Consider the following 21,604-nt stretch of genomic DNA (forward strand, 5'->3'; position numbering starts at 1 on the left):
CTCCCACCGCCGCTCCCATCCCCGCTCCCTGGAGTCCTGATGTCCCACCTCCCCGGCCCGATCGATCCGCCCGCACGCCTGCTGATGGGTCCCGGTCCCATCTCGGCGTACCCGAGCGTGCTGCGCGCGATGGGCGCCCCGCTCGTCGGTCAGTACGACCCCTTCATGACCGCGACGATGACCGAGACGCAGGAGCTGTACCGGCAGGTGTGGGGCACGTCCAACGACGCCACGCTGCTGATCGACGGCACGAGCCGCGCCGGCATCGAGGCCGCGATGGTCTCGCTGATCCGCCCCGGCGACCGCGTGCTCGTCCCCGTCTTCGGCCGCTTCGGGCACCTGCTCGCCGAGATCGCCGAGCGAGCCCTCGCCGAGGTGCACACGATCGAGGTGCCGTGGGGGCAGGTCTTCCCGGTCTCGACGGTCCGCGCGGCGATCGAGCGGGTGAAGCCCCACCTCGTCGCGTGCGTGCAGGGCGACACCTCCACGACGATGCTCCAGCCGCTCGACGAGATCGGCGAGATCTGCCGCGCCCACGGCGCCCTCTTCTACACCGACGCGACGGCCTCGCTCGGGGGAAATCCATTCGAGATGGACGCCTGGGGCCTGGATGCCGCGACCGCCGGCCTGCAGAAGTGCCTCGGCGGTCCCTCGGGGTCAGCGCCGATCAGCCTGTCCGAGCGCGCCGTCGAGGTCGTGCGCTCGCGGGCCCGCGTCGAGGCCGGCATCCGCGAGGAGGGGGATGCCGTGGCATCCGACTTCATCCGCTCGAACTACTTCGACCTCGCGATGATCCTCGACTACTGGGGACCGCGGCGCCTGAACCACCACACCGAGGCGACGACCATGCTCTACGGCGCGCGCGAGTGCGCGCGCGTGCTGCTGCTCGAGGGGCGCGACGAGGTCATCGCGCGACACCGGCTGCACGGCGACGCGATGCTCGCGGGCGTCGAGGGCCTCGGGCTCACCGTCTTCGGCGACGTCGCGCACAAGATGACGAACGTCGTCGCCGTCGAGATCCCGGATGCCGTCGTGGGCGATGCCGTGCGCGGCGAGCTGCTCGGCGACTTCGGCATCGAGATCGGCACCTCGTTCGGCCCGCTGCACGGCCGCGTCTGGCGCATCGGCACGATGGGCTACAACGCCCGGAAGGACGCGGTGCTCACGACGCTCGCCGCCCTCGAGACGGTGCTGCGCCGTCACGGTGCGTCGGTGCCCGCGGGCGGTGGGGTCGAGGCGGCGCAGGGCGTGTACGCGGCGGTGCGGTCATGACGTTCCTCACTCGCCCCGCGTTCCCCTCCGCGGACCTCGGGCGCGCAGACGTCGGGGCGCCGGGTGCGCCCGCACGTGTGGCGATTCACGCTCGGGCCTCGGCCATGCGGCGTCACGACCGCGAGCAGCGCGCGTGACCGCCACCCGCCTCGAGGTCGCACCAGAGCGCGTCGTCTCGGCCGCCCGCCGCGTCATGGGGCGGTGCGAAGAACTCGCGCGCGTCACCGCGACGCCGGGCAGCATCACCCGCGTCTACCTCTCGCCCGAGCACGCGCGGGTCAACCGGCTCGCCGCCGAGTGGATGCGCGAGCTCGGCATGACGACCCGTCAGGATGCCGCGGGCAACCAGGTCGGACGACTCGCCCCCGCGGGCGCCCCCGACGCCCCCGCGCTGCTCCTGGGCTCGCACCTCGACACCGTCCCCGACGCCGGACGCTTCGACGGGATCGTCGGGGTGCTGATGGCGCTCGAGGTCGTGCGGCTGCTCCGTCTCGTCGACGACGCGGGCGCGGCATCCAGCCCTTTCCCCTTCGCGCTCGAGGTCATCGCCTTCAGCGACGAGGAAGGCACGCGCTTCGGCAAGGCGCTGCTGGGGTCGTCGGCGGTCGCCGGGCAGTGGGACCCCGCGTGGTGGGACCTCCCCGACGCCGACGGCACGACCGTGCGCGAGGCGTTCCGCGAGTTCGGCCTCGATCCCGGGCGCATAGGCGACGCCGCGCGCCGACCCGACGAACTCGTCGCCTACCTCGAAGCCCACATCGAGCAGGGACCCGAGCTGCACCGCAGCGGGCAGGCCCTCGCCGCGGTGTCGTCGATCGCTTCGGCGCGGCGCTTCCAGCTCGTGGTCGAGGGGGAGGCCCGGCACGCCGGCGGTACGCCCTACGACATGCGCCGAGACGCCCTCCTCGGCGCGAGCGAGGCGGCCCTCGCGGTCGAGCGGATCTGCCGCGGCGAGCATCACATCATCGGCACGGTCGGGCAGCTCGAGGCGTTCCCGGGCGCCGTCAACGTCGTGCCGGGGGAGGCTCGTTTCTCGCTCGACCTGCGCGGCGAGTTCGACGCGACGCGCGATCACACGTGGGACGAGATCGCGCGCGAACTGGATGCCATCATGGGCCGCCGCGGCCTGCGGTGGCGGGCCCGTGAGGTGCACAGCGCGCCGGCCGTGTTCTGCGCACCTCTGCTCCAGGACGTCGTGCGGGCGGGGATCGGCGGCGAGGCGCCGACGCTCTTCAGCCGCGCCGGGCACGACGCGATGGCGATCGGCGCGATCACCGAGGTGGGGATGCTCTTCCTGCGCAATCCCGACGGCATCAGTCACCACCCCGACGAGGCCGTCGCCGGGGCGGATGTGGCGGCGGGGATCCGCGCGTTGGCCGAGGCGGTGCTGCACCTGGGGGCGGAGCCGCGCTGAGCGGTCCCGAGGGCACGCCTCAGGCCCGGTTCCAGGGAGGCGGGTTCTCGATCACCGGGGGCGGGGGCGAGGCCACGAAGATCGTCGCGGAACGATTCCCCCGACGATGCGGACGAGTCCATGATGGCGTCTCGTCGGGGCAGCGCCGCGCCACCCCATCACCTAGCGTCGAGGTCATGACCGCCGACAACCCCGCCGCCATCGCCGCGCCCCGCCCGGAGTGGGCGACGCGGGCCGCGGCCCTGCTCGTCGATGTCCGTTCCGCGCTCGCCGGGCTCCCGGGTGCGGACACCGCCGTTCTGGACCACATCGGCTCGACCGCCGTGCCCGGTCTCGCCGCGAAACCGTTCCTCGACCTCCAGGTGCGCATCGCCCCCCTGCCCGAGGAGAACGAGCTGATCGCGCGACTCGCCCCGCGCGGATACGTGCGGGCGCGCGGTTCCCGGCCCGACTCCCCGGGCGTCGACCGTGATCTGCCGCGCGGGCGCACCCCGGTGGATCCGGTCGTGTGGGAGAAGAGGCTGTACTGGCACGAGGACGCGCAGGCGATCCTGCACGTCCGCCGGCTCGACTCGCCGTGGGGCCGGTACACCGTGTGGTTCCGCGACTGGCTGCGAGCCCACCCCGCCGAGCGCGATCGCTATGCGCGCCTCAAACAGCAGCTGAGCGCCCAGCAGGTCGGCAAGGCCGACTACGACGACTACACGCGCGCGAAGACGGCGTTCTTCGACGAGGTGCAGGCCGCGTTCGAGACGTGGGCGGCGCGAGAGGGTCGGTCCACGTCCTCGTGATCGGCCCGCGCGGACGCCGAGGTGCTCGCGGGAGAATCGTTCCATGACCTCGACTCCCGGCATCCTGCAGCTTCTCGCTTTCGCGGCCGAGCCCGGTGGCGGCAATCCCGCCGGGGTGGTCCTGGATGCCACGGCCCTCGACGACGCGCAGATGCAGCGCATCGCCGCCGCTCTCGGGCATCCCGAGACGGCCTTCGTCACGGGCCGCGAGGGAAGCCGGATACGGGTGCGCTACTTCTCGCCCGGTGCCGAGGTGCCGTTCTGCGGACACGCCACGGTCGCGACCGCGGTGGCGCTCGCCGAGGCCGACGGCCCCGGGACGTTCACGTTCGACACGGCAGCGGGGCCGGTCGAGGTGGACACCGCGGTCGACGAGGGTCGCATCGTCGCGGGATTCACCAGCGTCGAGCCGCATGTCATCGACCTCGAAGAGCCCGTCGCCGACCGTCTGCTGGACCTGCTCGGCCTGACCCGAGACGACCTCGACGGGCGGATGCCGCTGGCGCAGGCCTTCGCCGGCAACCTGCACCCGGTGGTCGCGATCGCCTCGCGCCGTCGCTTCGACGGGTTCGCCTTCGACCCGGCGGCGTTGCGAAGCCTGATGGACGAGCGCGGATGGAGAGGCACCGTCATCGTCGTGCACGTCGACGGCGACATCGCGGACGGGCTCGTCGCCGAAGCGCGCAACCTCTTCCCGGTCGGGGACATCACCGAGGACCCCGCCACCGGCTCCGCGGCGGCTTCCCTCGGCGCGTACCTGCGCGAGCGGGTCGGTGTGCGCGCGCCCTTCGGCGTCACCGTGCACCAGGGCCGGCACATCGGCCGGCCGAGCGTCCTCGAGGTCGAGGTGCCGGTGGTTGGCGGCATCCGGGTGTCGGGGACGGCCGTGCCGCTGGAGGGCTGAGCCTGGTCGAGCCGGTGCGGTTCAGCCCGTCGTGGGACATGCGCCGGCCACGGGTGGGTGCGGTTGGTCGCCCCCGCCTGCCAACCTCCACACCCGATCGCGCGAGAACGGCAGGGTGTATCCGCGGCGCCCCACCGCTCGGGACACCGCGTTGCCGATCGCGGCGCCGACGGGGTTGTACGGCGACTCGCTCATCGACTTCGCGCCGAAGGGTCCGAGGGAGTCATCGGTCTCGGCGAAGTACACCTCGGTGTCGGGGACATCGGCGAACTGCGGCACGCGGTAGGTGCGGAACACGGGGTTCTGCACCACGCCGTCCTCGAGCAGCACCTCCTCGTAGAGCGCGCCACCCAGGGCCTGGGCCGCGCCGCCCTCGATCTGCCCGCGGCACTGCGCCGGGTTGATCACGACGCCGGCGTCCGCGGCCTGGATCGACTGCAGCACCTCGACCGTCCCCGTCTCGGGGTCGACCGCCACGCGAACCGCGTGCACGTTGAACGCGAGCGAGCGTCGGTCGCCGAACTCGGCGCCGTCGGCGGTGAGGCCGTCTTCGGTGAGGTGTGCGGCGGGGGCAGCCGCGATGATCCGCGCCCAGGAGACGAGCTCGCCCCCCACGCGGATCCCGGATGCCACGAGTTCGACGTCGAGCCCCTCGGGCAGGGGTGTCGCGAACCCGGCATCCCCGCTCGCCAACTCCGTGGCGATCTCGACCATCCGTCGCCGCAGCACCGTGCACGCGCCGTACAGGGCCTTGCCCGCGACGACCGTGCCGGCCGAGGCGAAGGCGCCGGTGTCGTGGCGGACCGCGTCCGTATCGGCGGCCCACAGTTCGAGGCGCTCGGGGGCGGCATCGAGCACGGTCGCCGCGATCTGCCGATGCACGGTCGATGTGCCGTTGCCGAACTCGGCGGTGCCGACGCGGAGGAGGTACGTGCCGTCCGGCCGCAGGGTCGCGGTGGTGTGCGCGATGTGCCCGCGCGGGGCCATCGTCGCGATCATCGCGGCGGCCATGCCCTCGCCGACGACCCAGCCCTCGGGGGCCTCGACGCCGTTGCCCCGGCGCAGCGCGTCCTGCGCGAGATCGAGGCACTGATCGAGGCCGTAACTGCCCCAGATCAGGTCTTCCTCGTACTTCTCGTCGTCGTCGGGGTGGAGCGGGTCGCCCTCGCGCACGGCGTTGAGGCGGCGAAGGTCGAACGGGTCGATCCCCAGCTCCTCGGCGAGGGCATCCATCGCCGACTCGACGCCGAAGACCACCTGGCCGAGCCCGTAGCCGCGGAAGGCCCCCGACGGCGGGTTGTTCGTGTAGACCGCTTCGGCGTCGATCCACTTCACCGGCACCCGGTAGAGCGTCGTCGACTCGGCGCACGAGTGGAACAGCACCCCGATCGCGTGATTGCCGTAGGCACCGGTGTCGCTGAGGACATCGATCTTCATGGCCGTCAGCACGCCGTCGGCATCCGATCCGAGGGTGACGCGGACGCGCATCGGATGCCGGAGCGACGCCCGCACGAACTGGTCGGTGCGCGAGAACTCGTACGCCACCGGACGACCGAGCTTCAGCACGGCGAGGGCCGTGAGGTCCTCGGTGAAGAGCTCTTGCTTGCCGCCGAAGCCGCCACCGACACGCGCCGCGAAGACGCGGACGCGGTCGCGCTCGAGGCCGAAGATGTGCGCGAGCTCGTTGCGGGCGAGGAACGGTACCTGCGTCGACGAACGGATCACGAGGCGGCCGTCGTCGTCGAGCCAGCCGACCGACCCATGCGTCTCGAGCGCCGCATGGGTGACGCGCGACGACGTCCACTCGCCCGTGACGACGGCGTGGCTCGCGGCGAGGGCCGCGTCGATGTCGCCGCCGTGGCCGGTGTGGAAGCCGGCGACCACGTTGCGCTCGGCCTCCATCACCCTCTCGTCCGGGGTGCGGTCGGGGTGCAGCAGCGGGGCCCCGGGGCGGCGGGCCTCTTCGGGGTCGAACACGGCGGGCAGCACGTCGTAATCGATGTGGACCGCGCGGCAGCCGGCATCCGCTGCTTCCGCCGTCTCGCCGACGACCGCGGCCACCCGCTGGCCGACGTGGCGCACGACGTCGTCGAGCATGCGCGTGTCGTCGGGATCGTCGGTGCGGTGCTCGTGCCGGCCGGTGGAGTAGCGGAGCTCGGGGACGTCCTCGTGCGTGAACACGGCGACGACGCCGGGGATCGCGAGGGCCGCCGCCGTGTCGATCGACCGCACGCGCGCGTGGGCGTGGGGCGAGATGACCACGCGCAGCACGAGCGGGGGACCGCCGGGCACGGGCTCGTCGAACGTGAACGGCTCACGGCCCTGCACGATGCGCCGCGCGGCCTCGGGGATGGTCGAGGAGCCCACGCGGCCGTCCGCTGCGTCGGTGGGTGGTTCATCTGCATGACCCGTGGGGCAGGAGTGCTCTGACGGGGCGGCGGGGTGGGTGTCATGGGCGTCGGCCATGCATCCGGACCGCGCCTGCTCGGCTGCGGGCGCGCCGGTCTCACGCACGGGCCCCAGGACGGACTCGCGGATCGCCGCGCGGATCGGGCGGTACCCGGTGCACCGACAGAGGTTGCCCTTCATGCGGCGGTCGAGGTCGGGCAGGTCGGCGGTGGTCAGGGTCGAGGCCGTGACGCTCATCCCGGGCGTGCAGAACCCGCACTGGAAGCCGAAGCCCGACGCCAGGGCCTCCTGCACGGGGTGCAGCTCGTCGCCGGGGGCGAGGCCTGCGGCGGTCGTGATCGCGCGCCCCTCGAGACGCATGGCCGGGATGATGCACGAGTGCGTCGGCTCCCCGTCGAGCAGCACCGAGCACGCGCCGCAGTCGCCCGCGTCGCAGCCCTTCTTCACCTCGACGTGGCCCGTCTCGCGCAGCAGCGTGCGCGCACTCTGACCGGGGCGGGGCTCGGCGTCGACCGGCTCCCCGTTGACCTGGAACTTCACGCGGTGCCCTCCCGTTGCGCCCCGACCTGGCATCTCGCGTGCCGCGCTCCGGAAGAAGCCGGCCGAATCCGACCAGCGCAGCCCGTGGTGCGCGCCGCGGCGCCCGGAACTCCGGAGCGCGGGACGGCGATGCGGCGTGCCGCGCTCACGCGGTGCCCTCCGCGCGATCGCGGGCGAAACCCGCGCGCAGTCGCTCGGCGAGCACGACGCTCACGCCGCGTCGCCAGTCGGCACTGCCCAGCGGGTCGGTGTAGAAGTCGGTCGCGGAGGCGACGGCATCCCGCAGCTCTCCGGCACCCGGAACGCGGGCGAATCTCAGGACGCGCGGGCGTCGAACGGCGGCCGTGACGACGAAGACCGCCGAACCGTCCGGGTCGACGCGCGCGGTCACCACCGCGCCGGATCGGCCCAGCTCCGCGAGCGCGATCTTCTGCAGACCGACCCGCGCGCGCAGGGCGTGCGCGGGAACGTCGAGCGCCCGCACGACCTCGCCCGGTGCGAGCGAGGTCGCCTGATTGTCGATCACCAGGTCGGCCACCGCGATCACGCGCTCGCCGCCGTCGCGCGTCCAGATGAGGGCCGTGGCATCCAGGGTCGAGAGCATCGCGATCATCGCTCCGGCCGCGAACGCCTGGCAGACGTTGCCTCCGACGGTGGCGGTGTTCCAGATCTTGAACGATGCGAGGAGCGCATCGGCGGACGGGCGGGCGAGCGCGAGCGAGGTCCATTCGGCCGGCGCCTCGGTCTCCACCCACGCGAGCAGGCGCGCGATCGTGCATGTCGCGCCGATGCGCAGTCCCGTGTCGGTGATCTCGACATCGGGCCACGCAAGGGTCGTGAGGTCGACGAAGCCGGTCGTGGTCGGCTGCGGCTCGCTCATGAGCCAGGTGCCGCCGGCCATGACGACCTCGCCCGGGGCGAGCGCCAAGTCGGCGCGCGTGCGCGCGGAGCGGAACGAGCTGACGGTGGTGATGTCCATGTCAGCCCGCCAGGATCTGCCCCGACCAACGGCCGTCGGCGAGGGTGTAGTGCTGCCGCGTGCTCTGACCGATCGGGTCGCCGCGCCAGAATGTCAGGGTGAGAGGGCGCAGGCGGAAGCCCGTCCACCGTGCGGGTGGGTCGAGCGTGGGGTGGGCGGCGTCGAACTCGGCCCAGAGGTGGTGCCGTGCGTCGGCGTCGAGGTGCGCGTTCTCGCGCGTGTTCAGCCACGCCAGGAGTTGCAGGTACCGCGAGCGCTCGGCGTAGACCTTCGCCGCTTCCGCCGCGGTCACGCGCTCGACGATTCCCCGCACGACGAGCTGGCGGCCGAGCTCGGGCCACGCCACGGCCATCGCGGCGACGGGGTTCGCGGTGATCTCCGCGACCTTCGCGCTCGCCTCGTCGGTGTGGAACGTCACGCCGGCGGCATCCCTGTCGCTGACGAGGACGTGACGGAGCGAGGGGATGCCATCGAGCCCGATGGTCGAGAGGGCGGCGAGGGGGCGCAGCACGCTGTCGTGCGCGGGGAGCCACTGCACCATGAGGGCGAGCGGGTCGGCCACGAGCGCGTCGGTGGCGTCGACGTCGGAACCGAAGGTGGTGCCGGCCGTGATCATGGGGTCCTCCCGAAAGCTGCGGTAGGGCCGAGCGTAGGCAGCGCGCGTTTCGGTGATGTTGCCACCACGAACATTTGTCGAAACACACGCTCCGTACACTCCGGCCATGACCTCGCTGCCCCTGATCGACGCGTGCCCCAAGCGCATGGAGTACGGCCCCTGCGGCGGTGTCGGTTTCGACGGATCGTGCGAGATCGACGCCACGCATCGCTGCGCATTCCTGCACCGCCCGACGGTCCGGTGGACGGGTGTCGACCGCGCAACCGACGTGGCTCCGGCGCCGCGCACGGCCGCCGCCGCGCGGACCCTCGCAGCCCTCGGCACGCGCCCGTGGGTCGTGGCCGACCTTCCCGCGCGGGCGCTGAGCGTGGCATCCATCGACGCCTGTGCCGCGGTTCTCGTGGGAGAGGTGGATGCCGTCCTCGCCGGCGACGCGGGGAGCGCCCGGGTGCAGTTCCCTCCGGCCTACCGCGCGCACCTGCTGCAGCGGCGCGGACTGCGCGTGTGGACGGGGCTGAACATGCGCGACCGCAACCGCGTCGCGATCGAGGGGGAGCTCGCGGCGCTCGCGGTGGAGGGCGTCGCCGGGGTGCACTGCGTGACCGGCGACCACACCCGCACCGGGCACCGGCCCGACGCCGCGCCCGTCTTCGACCTCGATTCGACCGAGGCGGCGGCGCTCGCGCGAGCGGCGGGGCACGTGGTGTCGGTGGCGGCGTCGCCCGCGGCTCCGCCGGTGGACCGACGCGCGGCGCGTCTGCGCGAGAAGCTCCGGGCCGGAGCGGACGTGTGCTTCGTCAATCACGCGGGTGGGGCGGTGCCCGTGCGGAGGTTCGTCGAGGAGGTCGACGCGCCGGTCGCGTTCATCCCGTGCATTCCGATGGTGGTGGATCACGCCTCGGCCGCGCTCCTGGAGTCGTTCACGACGCTCGTGCTGCCGGACGGGTTCCTGTCGCGCGTCCGCGATGCCGCGGACCCGCGGGCGGAGGGCATCGCCCTCGCCGTGGCGCTCGCCGAGGAGATGCTCGCGCTCCCCGGGGTCGTGGGGGTGAACCTCTCGGGCGGCCGCGAGGGCGCCGAGGAGTCGTTCGCCGAGGCGCTGGCGGAGGTGGCTCGGCGGCTGCGCTGAGGGGCGCGGGCGCGGCGCGCGAGGTGCGGCCCGACCCGGCCCGGCGCGAGAACGCCCGGCGTCAGCGCGAGAACGACCGGCGTCGCTCGGACACCGTGGCCACCGTCTCCGCGATCGCTCCCGCGACCCGGTCGGTCGTGCGCAACGAAAGCGCGTTGGAGCGCGGTCGGGTGAAGGCACCCGCCTCCATGCCCGCGGTGAACGGGCCGATCGCGAACAGCGACGCGTGCGGGACGCCATCGCGCGAGAGCACGCGCCCGTCGGCGTCGGTGTCGATGCGCCCGAGCGAGCCCGTGAACGTCTCGTCGCTGACGTGCACCTCGCGACCGTGCCGCGTCGCGAGCTCGCGCAGAGCGGGGTTGTCGCTCGCGGCCGCGCCCGCCCCCGGCAGCCACGCATCGACGAGCGCTCGTGCACGGACCTCGCCCGGAACGCGGGGGGAGGATGCCACGAACAAGCCGTCTCGCACCCGCACCGCGATCTCGGGGCCGAGGAACCGCACGACCCCGGCATCCGCGAGGGCGCCGAGCTCTTCCAGACGGTGCGCGGGCGGACCGGAGGCGACGTAGCTGAAGAAGGTGTGCCAGGTCACCGGGAGGTCGACGGCGCGTGACCGCGCGCTCCACCGGTCGACGGGGATGTCGGACAGCGCGAGGAACGACGAGAGGATCGTGAGGAACAGCGCCTGCGCGGTGCTCCGCTCCGGGGCCGTGCGCAGGTGCAGGTCGTCGGCGATGTGTCGCCGGACGCGGCGGTGCACCTCGGCGGCGTCGGCGAAGGTCTCCTCGCCCAGCGGGACGTCGAGCGCGGGCACGTCGAAGCGGTCGAGCGGATCGGGGACGACCTCGGTGACCGCCCGGCGGAGGGCCGCGGTATCGCCGTCGACGACCCGCAGCGTCTCGCGGAACACCTCCCACGAGACGGATACCCGTTCCGGGTATCCGGTGAACAGCTCGCGGTAGTGCCCCCACACGAGCTCCCGGGCGATCAGCGGCCACACCTCGTCGAGGAAGTCGATCGTGCCCGGCCGCGCGAGCAGTTCCGCGACCACCGCGGGGGTCAGGACCTCGCGCGCGGGCGGGTCGCCGCGCCGTTCCGAGGACACCTTCGAGCGATACGGCACCCCGCGGCGCGAGCCGAGGTGGAGCCGCGGCTCGAGGCCGGAGGGCTCGTACCGCAGCGTTCCGTCCGGTGCCCGCGAGAAGCGGCCGCCGCGTCCCTCGGCCAGGAGCACGATGGCATCCACCGCCGCCAGTCCCATGCCGCGCACGATGACGTCGTCGCCGGGTGCGAGCACCGAGAGGTCGGCGTCGGCGGTGAACGTCGGCGGCACATAGGTCAGGCCGGCCCGCGCGGCGGCGTCGATCAGCGCGGCCGTCTCCTCGGCCGGCTCGCGTCCGTTGTGCCCGAGGGCGTACACGACGACGTCGGCGGGCAGGCGGATGCCGTCGTCGAGGGCCACCTCGTATCCCTCGACCGTGTCGTCCACCCACTGCACGGTGCCCGGGCGGTACTGCACGTCGACGCCCGGCGGGGCGATCGCGACGGTCCGCCGCCAGAACCAGTCGAGGTACACGCTCTGCAGGCGCCGGGTGGGGAAGCTGTCGCCGCGGAGCGCCCGCAGCTCGGCATCCAGATCGGGGTCGTCGATGTGGGCGTCGGGGATGCGTCCGTCGCGCACCCTCTCGGCCCATTCGATCAGGGAGGGGCCGGAGCGCACGGGGCCCGCGATGGTCGAGGTCTCGTCGGTGAACACGGTGACATCGCGCGCCATCGAGTTCAGCTTGAGCAGCGGCGACTGCGCGCGGCGCCAGATGCGTCCCGCACCGGGCGGATAGGGGTCGACGAGCGTGATGCGCAGCGGCGGACTGGCCGCGCGGGTGCGGCGCGCGAGCAGACGCTCGACGAGCATCACCGCGCGCGGACCCGCACCGACGATCACGAGCTCGGTCACGGCACGGGCACCGGAGGGGAGACCGGCGGCAGCCCCAGCAGGTCGTGCAGCGTCGCCCCCTCGTCGTACGCGCGGCGGTACGAGCCGCGTTCCTGCAGCAGCGGAACGACCCGGTCGGTGAACTCGTCGAGGCCGTGCGGGGTGACGTGCCCGACGACGGTGAACCCGTCGGTCGCGCGTTCCTGCACGTACCGGTCGATCTCGGATGCCACGTGCTCCGGTGTCCCGACGAAGGTGTGCTTCGCCGTCAGACGCATGACGAGTTCCCGGATGCTGAGATCCTCGGCAGCGGCCTGGGCGCGCAGCTGCCCGACGCGCGCGCGGATCGCCGCGTGCCGGCCCGCGAAGCCCTGCGCGGTCTCGACGCCCGTATCGGGCTCGAGGTCGGGGAGGGGACCGTCGGGGTCGTAGCCGCTGAGGTCGCGGTTCCAGATCTGCTCGAGGTAGGTGATCGCGGTCTGCGGGCGCACCTGGGCGAGGGCGATCTCGCGGGAGCGCTCGCGGGCCTCCGCCGCCGTGTCGCCGAGGACGAACGTCGCTGCGGGCAGGATCTTGAGCGAGTCCTCGTCGCGTCCGTGGGCGGCGAGCCGCCCCTTCACGTCGCGGTAGAACTGCTGCGCGTCGTCGAAGGCGGTGTGCAGAGAGAAGATGACGTCGGCGTGCGCGGTGGCGAAGTCGCGGCCGTCGGGGGAGTCCCCGGCCTGCACGATCACGGGTCTGCCCTGCGGCGACGGCGGAACGTCGAAGACCGCGTCGACGTCGAACAACCGCGACGCGTGCCGCACCCGCGCGATCGCGTCCTCCCGGAGGAACGTCCCCGTCTCGGCATCCGCCACGATCGCTCCGTCGCGCCACGACGACCAGAGCGCCTTCGACAGCGCCGCGAACTCCGACGCCCGCGTATACCGATCGGCGTGGTCGAGGTAGCCGCCGCGGCGGAAGTTCGCCCCGTGGAACGCATCGGAGCTCGTCACCGCGTTCCAGCCGGCGCGGCCGTTCGACAGCAGGTCGAGCGTGCCGAGCTGACGCGCGAGCTCGTACGGCTCGTTGAACGTCGTGTTCAGCGTGCCGACGAGGCCGATGTGCTCGGTCACCGCGGCCAAGGCCGCGAGGATCGCGAGGGTGTTCGGTCGCCCCGCGACGTCGAGGTCGTGCAGTTGTCCGCGGTGCTCGCGCAGGCGCAGCCCCTCGGCGAGGAAGAGGTAGTCGAAGAGGCCGCGCTCAGCCGTGCGGGCGAAGTACTCGAACGACGAGAAGTCGATCTGACTGCCCGCTGACGGGTCGGTCCAGACGGTGGTGTTGTTCACGCCCGGGAAGTGCGCGGCGAGGTGAACCTGGCGGCGGGTCATGCGCCGACCTCCTGACGGGCGTAGCGACTGACGAGACGGGGGAGTCCGAGACGCTCGCGAAGGGTGGGGGAGCCGTCGTCGGGGAGCAGGATGCCGGCGGCCGCCGCGCGCGGCACGACCCGGTCGACGATCGCGTCGAGGTCGGCCGGAAGGCGGGCGGGTCGCAGGCGGATGCCGTCGACCCCGGCTTCCGCGAGAGCGCGGATCTCGTCCACGACATCGTCGGCGGTGCCGACCACGACCCGGGCGTCGGTGGTGAGCGGGACGCGGTCCTGGAGGCGGTTCCAGACGCTCGCGGCCTCGCCGCGGGTCTTCTCGACGAGCACGAGCAGGTCGGCGAAGACGCGCAGCCGTTCGTCGAGCGTGCGCGTCGCCTCTGCGGCATCCGCCAGTTCGCCCAGGATGCCGCCGACCGCAGCCGCATCGGCGGGGGTGACGAAGACGAGGTCGGCGTGCTCCGCGGCGAAACGGTACGGGATCGTCTGGTGCGCGAGGGCGGTGACGAGCGGCTGGCCCTGCGGGGAGCGCGGAACGATCGACGCCCCGGTGATCGAGAAGAACTCGCCCTCGAACTCGACCTTGTGCACACGATCGCGGTCGAGGAACTTCCCCGTCTCGAGGTCGCGCACGATCGCGTCGTCCTCCCACGAGTCGGCCAGGCGCCGGATGACGTCGGCCACCTCACCCGCTTCGCGGAAGGCGGCGAGCAACGCGGGATCGTCTTCGACGCGACCGGATGCCGGGAGCCCCGCGGGTCCGTCGGCGCGGCGCCCGAAGTTCGCCCGTTCCTGGGGCGTCGAGCCGGCGATCAGGCGCACGCCGGCGCGACCCCGGCTGACGTGGTCGAGGGTCTGGAGTCCCGTGGCGAGGTGGAAGGGCTCGGGATGCGCGGTGGTCGCGGCCGGGACGAGTCCCAGACGACGCGTGGCCGGGGCCAGGAACGACGCCGTCAGCACCGCGTCGAGGCGCCCCCGTACGCGGTCGCGCCGGGTCTCGGCATCCGGTTCGAACGAGCGTCCGCCGAGCGAGAGGGCGTCCTCGATCGTGGCGAACAGGATGCCGCCGTGATCCGCGACGGCGGCCAGGTCGCGCCAGTAGCGGGCCGAGGTGAGCTCGGTGGGCCGGGCCGTCGTCTCACGCCAGGCGGCTGGGTGCCAGCCGGCACCGTCCAGGGCGACGGCGAGGTGGATGCGGTCGGGCATCGGGACTCCTTCGCGGCGGGCAGGTCCCGCCGAGAGGCCCACTGTGCCGCCGGTGCCGCGTCGACACAATCGCGCGCGTCACACAACGCCGCGAGGCGTCATTGTTACGCCGCGCTCCCTTCCCCGCTTGAGTGTCCAAGACACGCCGCAACTCAGCTCGGGGTTACGGCGTGTCTTGGACACTCAACAGAGCTGGGCGGGGCGCGAGCGCCCGGGCGGGGCGCGAGGTTTCCGGCGGGGACGCACGGACGGCGCGCGAGCGTAGCGGGACGCTCTTTCGCGCGCTCGTTCGTGACGCTCCGCGACGCGGGGTGTCGGACGGTGACGCATCGCGACACAGCGTGTCGTCCGAGGTGACCGCGCCTTCGGTGCCGCCTACGTTCGGCCGGAGCCCGCCGCATCCGCCTTCCCACCCGAGAGGTCCGCCCCATGAGCGCTTCCACCGCCATCGCCCCGTCGACGGGTCTGTCCGCTCTGCTGGACGACGTCCGCATCGAGGCGCCGGGCATCGAGGTGCGCCCGCCGTCCGCAGAGACGGCCGCGTTCGCGTACGACGCCGCAACCGCCCCTCGGCACGGGGCCGCATCTCTCGACGGTCCCGCCGTCGCCTTCCCCACCACGGCGGAACAGGTGCAGCAGCTCGTCCGCCTCGCCGGGCATCACGGTGTCAGTGTCGTCCCGCGCGGAGCCGGCACCGGTCTGTCCGGCGGGGCGACGGCCACCGAGGCCCAGCTCATCATCGCGACCGACCGCCTCGACCGCATCGTCGAGATCTCGCCCGCCGACGAGGTCGCCGTGGTCGAGCCGGGCGTGCTCAACGCGGCCCTCAACGAACGCCTCGCACCCCTCGGCCTCTTCTACGCCCCCGACCCCGCGAGCTGGCGCATCTCGACCATCGGCGGAAACATCGCCACCAACGCCGGGGGCCTCCGGTGCGCCAAGTACGGCGTCACGCGGGAATCGGTGCTGGCCCTGGACGTGGTGCTCGCCGACGGCAGCCTCGTCTCGGTGGGTCACCGTTCGATCAAAGGCGTGACCGGCCTCGACCTGGTCTCGCTGTTCGTGGGGTCGGAGGGGGTGCTCGGCATCGTCGTGCGCGCGACGGTGCGCATCCGCCCCCTGCCGGTCGCCCGCCGTACCGTGACCGCGTTCTTCGCCTCCACGGCCGCCGGCGCCGCCGGCATCGGGGCCATCACCGCGTCGCGCGTGCGGCCGAGCGTCATCGAATTCCTCGACGAGCCCACCCTCGACGCGATCGACGCCGCCAACGCCTCCGGGCTGCGTGCCCGCGGAGCAGCCCTGCTGCTCATCGAGCTCGACGGCTTCGGCATCGACGAGCAGACCGCCGAGCTCACCGTGGCCCTCGAGGGCGCCGGCGCGCGCGTGCGTGTCGAGAGCGACGCGGATGCCGAGAAGCTCTGGGAACTGCGACGCTCGGGCCGTCGTCTGGGCGAGGGAACCTGGTTCGTCGGCGGCGATGTCGCCGTGCCGAAGTCGCGCATCGCCGAGGTCTTCGCGGGCTTCCCCGCCCTCGAGGAGCGCTACGGCGTCGCCGTGAGCGCCGTCGCCCACGCGGGCGACGGCAACCTGCATCCCGTCATCACCCTGCCCATCCCCGCCGGCGCCGACCCCGCCGCCGTTCCCGCGGTCCTGCACGACGCGGCCGACGACCTCGTCCGCGCGGCCCTCGCCGTCGGCGGCACGGTCAGCGGTGAGCACGGCATCGGCACGGTCAAACGCGAGCTCGCGGCTGAGGAGCTCGCAGAACGCGTGCGCGTCGCCCAGTTCGCGATCAAGGACGCGCTCGACCCGACCGGGCTGTTCAACCCCGGAAAAGCCCTCTGAAACACGTTCTCCACAGCACAAGGACCCCTCATGAATCTTCGTCTCCGACGCCTCCTCGGCGCCGCCTCCGCCCTCACCGTCGGCACCCTCCTGCTCAGCGGCTGCGGTGCCGGTACCGCAGCAGGCCCGGCCGAGAGCTCCACGCCGAAGCCCGGCGGCGACCTCGTCTTCCTGATCGACTCGCTCGGAGCCACCTGGATCCCGAACAACAGCGCGATCTCGAGCTACCAGGGCCAGATCTGGGGCAACCTCACCGACAAGCTGATCTACGTCGACGCCGAGGGCAACCTCAGCCCGTGGATCGCCGAGAGCTGGGAGGAGAACGCCGACAAGACGCAGTTCACCCTGCACCTCAAGGACGGCGTCACCTTCTCGGACGGCACCCCGCTGGATGCCGCCGCGGTCGTCGCGAACATCGACATCTGGGCGAAGGGCCGCCCCGACGACGGCATCAACCGCATCGGCCTGTTCCCCTCGGCGAACTACGTGGGCGCCGAAGCGGTGGATGCCGCGACGGTGAAGGTGTCGTTCTCGGCGCCGACCCTGAGCTTCATCCCGACCCTCGCCTACCACGGCTCGATCCTCATCTCGCCGACGACCCTCGCCCTTCCCGCCGGGCAGCAGGCCGACCTCACGAAGGACATCGGCAGCGGCCCGTTCGTCGTCGAGAAGGTCGCCGAGGGTGACAGCGTCGTGCTGAAGAAGCGCGACGACTACGACTGGGGCCCCGAGGCCGTCGGCCACGAGGGCCCGGCCTACCTCGACACGATCACCTACAAGCAGGTCGCCGAGCCCACCCTGCGCACCGCCTCGGTCGAGTCGGGCCAGGCCCAGGTGGCGTACAACGCCAGCCCCCAGGACCTCGAGGCCCTCAAGCAGGAGGGGCTGACCGTCGAGACGCCCCGCTACCTCGGGTTCGTCAACGGCTTCGCGCTGAACACGTCGGTCGCGCCGTTCGACGACCTCAGCGTGCGCCAAGCCGTGCAGCACGGCATCGACCGCGACGAGATCCTCTCGACGGTCTACACCCCCGGCTGGTTCGCGGCCGAGTCGCTGTTCCAGAGCACGGTGCCCGAGGCCACCGATCACACGGCCGACTTCGCGTACGACCCCGACAAGGCCGCGGCCCTGCTCGACGAGGCGGGCTGGACGAAGGGTGTCGACGGCGTCCGCACGAAGAACGGCCAGAAGCTGTCGTTCACGCTCTACCCCAACCCCTACCTGCAGGCCTCGCAGTCGGTCGACGAACTCGTCGACCAGCAGCTGACGAGCCTCGGATTCGAGGTGAACCTCGAGACCTACGACGTTCCGACCTACGGCCAGAAGGTCATCGGCAACGCCACGGTCCCCGCGAACGAGATCACCCGCAGCTTCGTCGACGTCGGGACCGTCGCCGGCGTCCTCACCTCGCAGAAGAAGGGCGACGAGGACTGGTTCAAGGTCGGCACCTCGGATGCCACCCTGAACGACCTGTCGACACGCATCGCCACCGCGACCGACCGCGACGCCCGCGCGAAGGTCGCCGACGAGCTGCAGGGGTACGTGCTCCAGCAGGGCTACTTCGTCCCGCTCACCCAGATCGTGCAGCGCGTGTACGTGCAGGCACCCGAGGTCAGCGGCGTCAGCTACAACGGCCTCGCCTACGCGTACTACCTGGACGCCTGGCTCAACCGCTGACCTCCCGTCCTTCGCGACAGAAAGGAGAGAGCATGCTCGGCACCTACGGCCGCTTCGCGCTGCGGCGCACGGGCCAGGCGCTCGTCGTCGTGCTGTTGGCGTACCTGTTCACGTTCTTCGTGATCAGCATCCTGCCCGGCGACCCGATCACGAGCACCCTGCGCAACCCCGACAACGGCTTCACCGAAGACGACATCGCCCGCATCGTGTCGTACTACGGCCTCGACCAGCCGTGGTGGGTGCAGCTGGGGTCGTCGCTCGGGCGCTTCGTGGTCGGCGACCTCGGCGTCTCCCTGCGATCGAACCTGCCCGTCGGAACGCTCGTGGTCGATGCGCTCGGCTCGACGCTCAGCCTCGCGGGGGCCGCCCTCCTGGTCGCCGTGGTGCTGGCCGTCGCGATCGCCTACGGCACGCAGTTCCTTCCGCCCCGCTTCGGTCAGGGCCTGCTGCGCTCCCTGCCCTCTCTCTTCCTGTCGGTGCCGAACTTCGTCATCGGCCTGCTGCTCATCCACGTGTTCGCCTTCGGGCTGGGGCTGTTCAGCATGATCGACACCGAGACGCCCTGGGGGACGTTCTTCGCCGCGGTGGCTCTCGGCATCCCGGTCTCGGCGCAGCTCGCCGAAGTGCTCATCGCCTCGCTCGACCACGAGTCCCGGCAGGAGTACGTCGCGGTGGCCCGCTCGCGCGGCCTCGGGCAGGGCGCACTGTTCCTGCGCCACCTCGTGAAGCCCTCGGCGCTGCCGACGGTGACCGTTCTCGCGCTGATCGTCGGCGAGCTGCTGGGTGGGGCGCTCATCACCGAGGCGATCTTCGGTCGCGTCGGCATCGGCACCCTCGTCGAGCAGGCCGTGTCCAGCCAGGACCTCCCGGTGCTGCAGGCGGTGGTCTCCCTCGCGGCGATCGTATTCGTCGTGGTCAACCTCATCGCCGATCTGGCCTATCCGCTCCTCGACCCGAGGGTGTCGATCGGCTCGCGCGGGCGCGCGGTCGCCGCCTCCGCAGCCGAGGAACCCGCACCGCTTCTTCGCGAGGAGGTGAGCATCGTATGACCGCCGCATCCCTGTCCCCGGTCGCACCTCCGGCGCCTCCCACGGCCGACCCGTCGCCGGGATCGGCGGCGGGCGGGCCGCTCGCCCGCATCCGTGGCATCCGTCTCTCCGTTCCGATCGACGTGGTCGTCTCGTTCGCGGTCGTCGCCGTGGTCGTGGCGTTCTCGCTCGCACCGTGGCTCTTCACCGCGCAGAATCCCGCGCAGGGCGTGCCCGCCGACAAGTTGCAGGCGCCCAGCGCGGCGCATCTGCTGGGCACCGACCACCTCGGTCGCGACCTGTTCGCCCGCATCGTGTTCGGCGCGCAGTCGTCGGTGACGAGCGCCCTGGTCGCCGTGGCGATCGGGGTCGTCGTGGGAGGGCTCATCGGCCTGCTCGCCGGGTTCCTCGGCTCCTGGACCGACACGGTGCTGGCTCGCTTCGTCGACGTGCTGCTGGCGATCCCCGCGTTCCTGCTCGCGGTCGTCATCGTCAGCTCGCTCGGCTTCCAGACCATCAACGCCGCGATCGCGACGGGTGTCTCGGCCGTGGCGGTGTTCGCGCGGGTCATGCGCTCCGAGGTGCTGCGCGTGCGCTCGTCGGTTTTCGTCGAGGCGGCGCGAGTGCAGGGCGGGTCGACCCTGCACGTGCTGTTCCGGCACGTGCTCCCCAACGCTTCGCGCTCGCTCATCCCACTCGCCGTGCTGCAGTTCGGGTTGTCGATCCTCGTCATCGCGGGGCTCGCCTTCCTCGGCTACGGCGATCCGCCCCCGGCATCCGACTGGGGCCTGCTCATCTCGGCGGGCAAGGACTACCCGCGTGCGCCGTGGCTGGTCGTGTGGCCGGCCCTGGTGACCGTGGCGACCGTGCTCTCGATCAACCGCATCAGCCGGTGGCTGAGGAGGACGTCATGACCATCACCCTCCCTCTCCGCGAAGAGGCGCCCGCCGCGCCCGCGCCCCTGCTGAGCGTCCGGAACCTCTCGGTCGCGTACGGGCGCACCCCCGTGGTGCACGACGTGTCGTTCGCGATCCCCCGCGGCGGCAGCCTCGCGCTCATCGGCGAATCGGGGTCGGGGAAGTCGACGATCGCGCGGTCGGTGCTGCGGCTGCTGCCGCGCGGAACCGGTCGGGCGAGCGGACGCGTGGAGTTCGCCGGCGACGAGCTGCTGGGGCTCTCCGAGGCGCGGTTCCGGCCGTTCCGCGGCCGCCGCCTCGGCTTCGTCCCGCAGGATCCCTCGCACGCCCTCAACCCCGTGCGCACCGTCGGGGCGCAGGCGCTCGAGGCGGCGGCGCTGACCGATGCCCCCGACCGTCGCACGGCCGTCCTCGACGTCTTCGCCCGCGTGGGCCTGCCCGATCCGGCCCGCGTGTACGACTCGTACCCCCACCAGCTCTCCGGGGGCATGCTGCAGCGGGTGCTGATCGGCCTCGCGGTGCTGCCGCGGCCCGAGCTGCTCGTGGCGGATGAGCCGACGAGCGCCCTCGACGTCACGATCCAGAAACGCATCCTCGACCTGCTCGGCGAGCTCCGCGACGAGCTCGGCATCGGTCTGCTGCTCATCACGCACGACCTCGCGATCGCCGCCGAGCGCACCGACGAGATCGTGGTGCTCAAGAACGGGCGGGTCCAGGAGGCGGGCGCCACCGGAGACGTCTTCGCCGCGCCGACGTCGGATTACACCCGGCAGCTGCAGGCCGACGCCCCCGCTCTCAACCCCGACCGCTACCGTCACGCCGACGGGCGCGGGGTCGACGCATGGACCACCGACACCACCGCCGCCCGCATCGAGGTGCGCGAGATCTCGAAGAGCTTCGTCGTCGACGGCACCGCTCGAGCCGCCGTGGCCGGGGTCTCCTTCCGCGTCCCGCCGGGCACGACCCACGCGCTCGTGGGCGAGTCGGGTTCGGGGAAGACCACCACGGTGCGCCTGCTGCTGGGGCTCGAGACCCCCGACGCCGGCGAGATCCTCGTCGACGGCGCGGCGGTGACCGGGCGGACCGAGGCGGAGCTCCGCGGCATCCGTCGTCACCTCCAGCTCGTCTACCAGAACCCCTTCACCTCCCTCGATCCCACGTGGAGCGTCGGGCGGATCATCCGCGAACCGCTCGACCGGTACCGCGTCGGCACGCGCGCCGAGCGGTCCGCAAAGGTCGCCGAAGCCCTGGATGCCGTGGGCCTGCCGCCGCAGCTCGCTCGCCGTCGCCCCGACGCGCTGTCGGGCGGCCAGCGTCAGCGCGTCGCGATCGCCCGGGCCCTGGTGCTCGAACCCGACGTCATCGTGCTCGACGAGCCGACCTCGGCGCTGGATGTGACCGTGCAGGCGGGAGTGTTCGAGGTTCTGCTGCGCCTGCAGCGCGAGCGGGGGCTGACGTACCTCTTCGTCTCGCACGACCTCGCGCTCGTGCGGCAGATCGCCGACACGGTGTCGGTGCTGTCTCTTATAACCATCTGACGCTGCCGACGAACTTCCGCGTGTGCGTCACGCAGTGTGC

At 72.5% G+C, this 21,604-nt stretch carries 16 protein-coding genes; 10 read left to right on the forward strand and 6 right to left on the reverse strand.

The window, feature by feature from the left end:
* Positions 1 to 39: 39 nt before the first annotated feature.
* From NS220_RS08460 to NS220_RS08475, 4 genes are all read left to right on the forward strand, one after another.
* Positions 40 to 1,272, forward strand: a complete 1,233-nt coding sequence (locus tag NS220_RS08460) for a pyridoxal-phosphate-dependent aminotransferase family protein (RefSeq protein ID WP_081323065.1) — start codon at positions 40 to 42, stop codon at positions 1,270 to 1,272.
* A 133-nt stretch (positions 1,273 to 1,405) separates the two neighbouring features.
* Positions 1,406 to 2,686, forward strand: a complete 1,281-nt coding sequence (locus NS220_RS08465; RefSeq protein WP_058623640.1) for an allantoate amidohydrolase — start codon at positions 1,406 to 1,408, stop codon at positions 2,684 to 2,686.
* Positions 2,687 to 2,862: 176 nt separating this feature from the next.
* A complete protein-coding gene (locus NS220_RS08470; protein ID WP_081323066.1) occupies positions 2,863 to 3,477 on the forward strand; it encodes a GrpB family protein in 615 nt (204 codons plus the stop codon).
* A 43-nt stretch (positions 3,478 to 3,520) separates the two neighbouring features.
* Positions 3,521 to 4,381 (forward strand): PhzF family phenazine biosynthesis protein, encoded by an 861-nt coding sequence (locus NS220_RS08475; protein WP_058623641.1) that lies wholly within the window; start codon positions 3,521 to 3,523, stop codon positions 4,379 to 4,381.
* A 21-nt stretch (positions 4,382 to 4,402) separates the two neighbouring features.
* On the opposite strand, the gene NS220_RS08480 is transcribed toward NS220_RS08475, so the two are convergent.
* The 3 genes from NS220_RS08480 to NS220_RS08490 form a co-directional block, all read right to left on the reverse strand.
* Positions 4,403 to 7,330 (reverse strand): molybdopterin-dependent oxidoreductase, encoded by a 2,928-nt coding sequence (locus NS220_RS08480; protein ID WP_058623642.1) that lies wholly within the window; start codon positions 7,328 to 7,330, stop codon positions 4,403 to 4,405.
* A 145-nt stretch (positions 7,331 to 7,475) separates the two neighbouring features.
* On the reverse strand, positions 7,476 to 8,309 hold the full coding sequence (locus NS220_RS08485; RefSeq protein WP_058623643.1) for an FAD binding domain-containing protein: 834 nt from the start codon (positions 8,307 to 8,309) through the stop codon (positions 7,476 to 7,478).
* Position 8,310: 1 nt separating this feature from the next.
* Positions 8,311 to 8,925 (reverse strand): pyridoxine/pyridoxamine 5'-phosphate oxidase, encoded by a 615-nt coding sequence (locus NS220_RS08490; protein ID WP_058623644.1) that lies wholly within the window; start codon positions 8,923 to 8,925, stop codon positions 8,311 to 8,313.
* Positions 8,926 to 9,031: 106 nt separating this feature from the next.
* Here NS220_RS08490 and NS220_RS08495 point away from each other — a divergent pair, with 106 nt between their 5' ends.
* Positions 9,032 to 10,054 (forward strand): methylenetetrahydrofolate reductase C-terminal domain-containing protein, encoded by a 1,023-nt coding sequence (locus NS220_RS08495; RefSeq protein ID WP_081323067.1) that lies wholly within the window; start codon positions 9,032 to 9,034, stop codon positions 10,052 to 10,054.
* Between the two features lie 61 nt (positions 10,055 to 10,115).
* Here NS220_RS08495 and NS220_RS08500 read toward each other — a convergent pair whose 3' ends face one another.
* The 3 genes from NS220_RS08500 to NS220_RS08510 are packed head-to-tail and all read right to left on the reverse strand — an operon-like array spanning position 10,116 to position 14,559.
* Complete coding sequence (locus tag NS220_RS08500; protein ID WP_058623646.1) at positions 10,116 to 12,008, reverse strand: FAD/NAD(P)-binding protein; 1,893 nt, start codon at positions 12,006 to 12,008, stop codon at positions 10,116 to 10,118.
* The gene (locus tag NS220_RS08505) at positions 12,005 to 13,357 is read right to left on the reverse strand and encodes an NtaA/DmoA family FMN-dependent monooxygenase (RefSeq protein WP_058623647.1); all 1,353 of its coding nucleotides are present in this window, start codon (positions 13,355 to 13,357) and stop codon (positions 12,005 to 12,007) included. Before NS220_RS08505 ends, NS220_RS08500 begins: the two co-directional genes overlap by 4 nt.
* Positions 13,354 to 14,559, reverse strand: coding sequence for an LLM class flavin-dependent oxidoreductase (locus tag NS220_RS08510; RefSeq protein WP_058623648.1), 1,206 nt, complete (start codon positions 14,557 to 14,559; stop codon positions 13,354 to 13,356). The genes NS220_RS08505 and NS220_RS08510 overlap by 4 nt, the downstream gene beginning before the upstream one ends.
* A gap of 429 nt (positions 14,560 to 14,988) precedes the next feature.
* Here NS220_RS08510 and NS220_RS08515 point away from each other — a divergent pair, with 429 nt between their 5' ends.
* From NS220_RS08515 to NS220_RS08535, 5 genes are read left to right on the forward strand one after another with little or no spacing between them, the layout of a single operon-like run.
* Positions 14,989 to 16,404: an FAD-binding oxidoreductase gene (locus NS220_RS08515; protein WP_058623649.1), complete on the forward strand. Its 1,416-nt coding sequence runs from the start codon at positions 14,989 to 14,991 to the stop codon at positions 16,402 to 16,404.
* 30 nt (positions 16,405 to 16,434) lie between these two features.
* The gene (locus NS220_RS08520; RefSeq protein ID WP_058623650.1) at positions 16,435 to 18,081 is read left to right on the forward strand and encodes an ABC transporter substrate-binding protein; all 1,647 of its coding nucleotides are present in this window, start codon (positions 16,435 to 16,437) and stop codon (positions 18,079 to 18,081) included.
* A 32-nt stretch (positions 18,082 to 18,113) separates the two neighbouring features.
* Complete coding sequence (locus NS220_RS08525) at positions 18,114 to 19,130, forward strand: ABC transporter permease (RefSeq protein WP_058623651.1); 1,017 nt, start codon at positions 18,114 to 18,116, stop codon at positions 19,128 to 19,130.
* Positions 19,127 to 20,023, forward strand: a complete 897-nt coding sequence (locus tag NS220_RS08530) for an ABC transporter permease (protein ID WP_058623652.1) — start codon at positions 19,127 to 19,129, stop codon at positions 20,021 to 20,023. The genes NS220_RS08525 and NS220_RS08530 overlap by 4 nt, the downstream gene beginning before the upstream one ends.
* Entirely contained in the window at positions 20,020 to 21,564 is a 1,545-nt protein-coding gene (locus NS220_RS08535; protein WP_081323068.1) for an ATP-binding cassette domain-containing protein, read from the forward strand. Before NS220_RS08530 ends, NS220_RS08535 begins: the two co-directional genes overlap by 4 nt.
* The last annotated feature ends 40 nt before the right edge of the window (positions 21,565 to 21,604 follow it).

Origin of the sequence: Microbacterium testaceum (assembly GCF_001476655.1) — a bacterium.
Lineage (GTDB): Bacteria > Actinomycetota > Actinomycetes > Actinomycetales > Microbacteriaceae > Microbacterium > Microbacterium testaceum_C.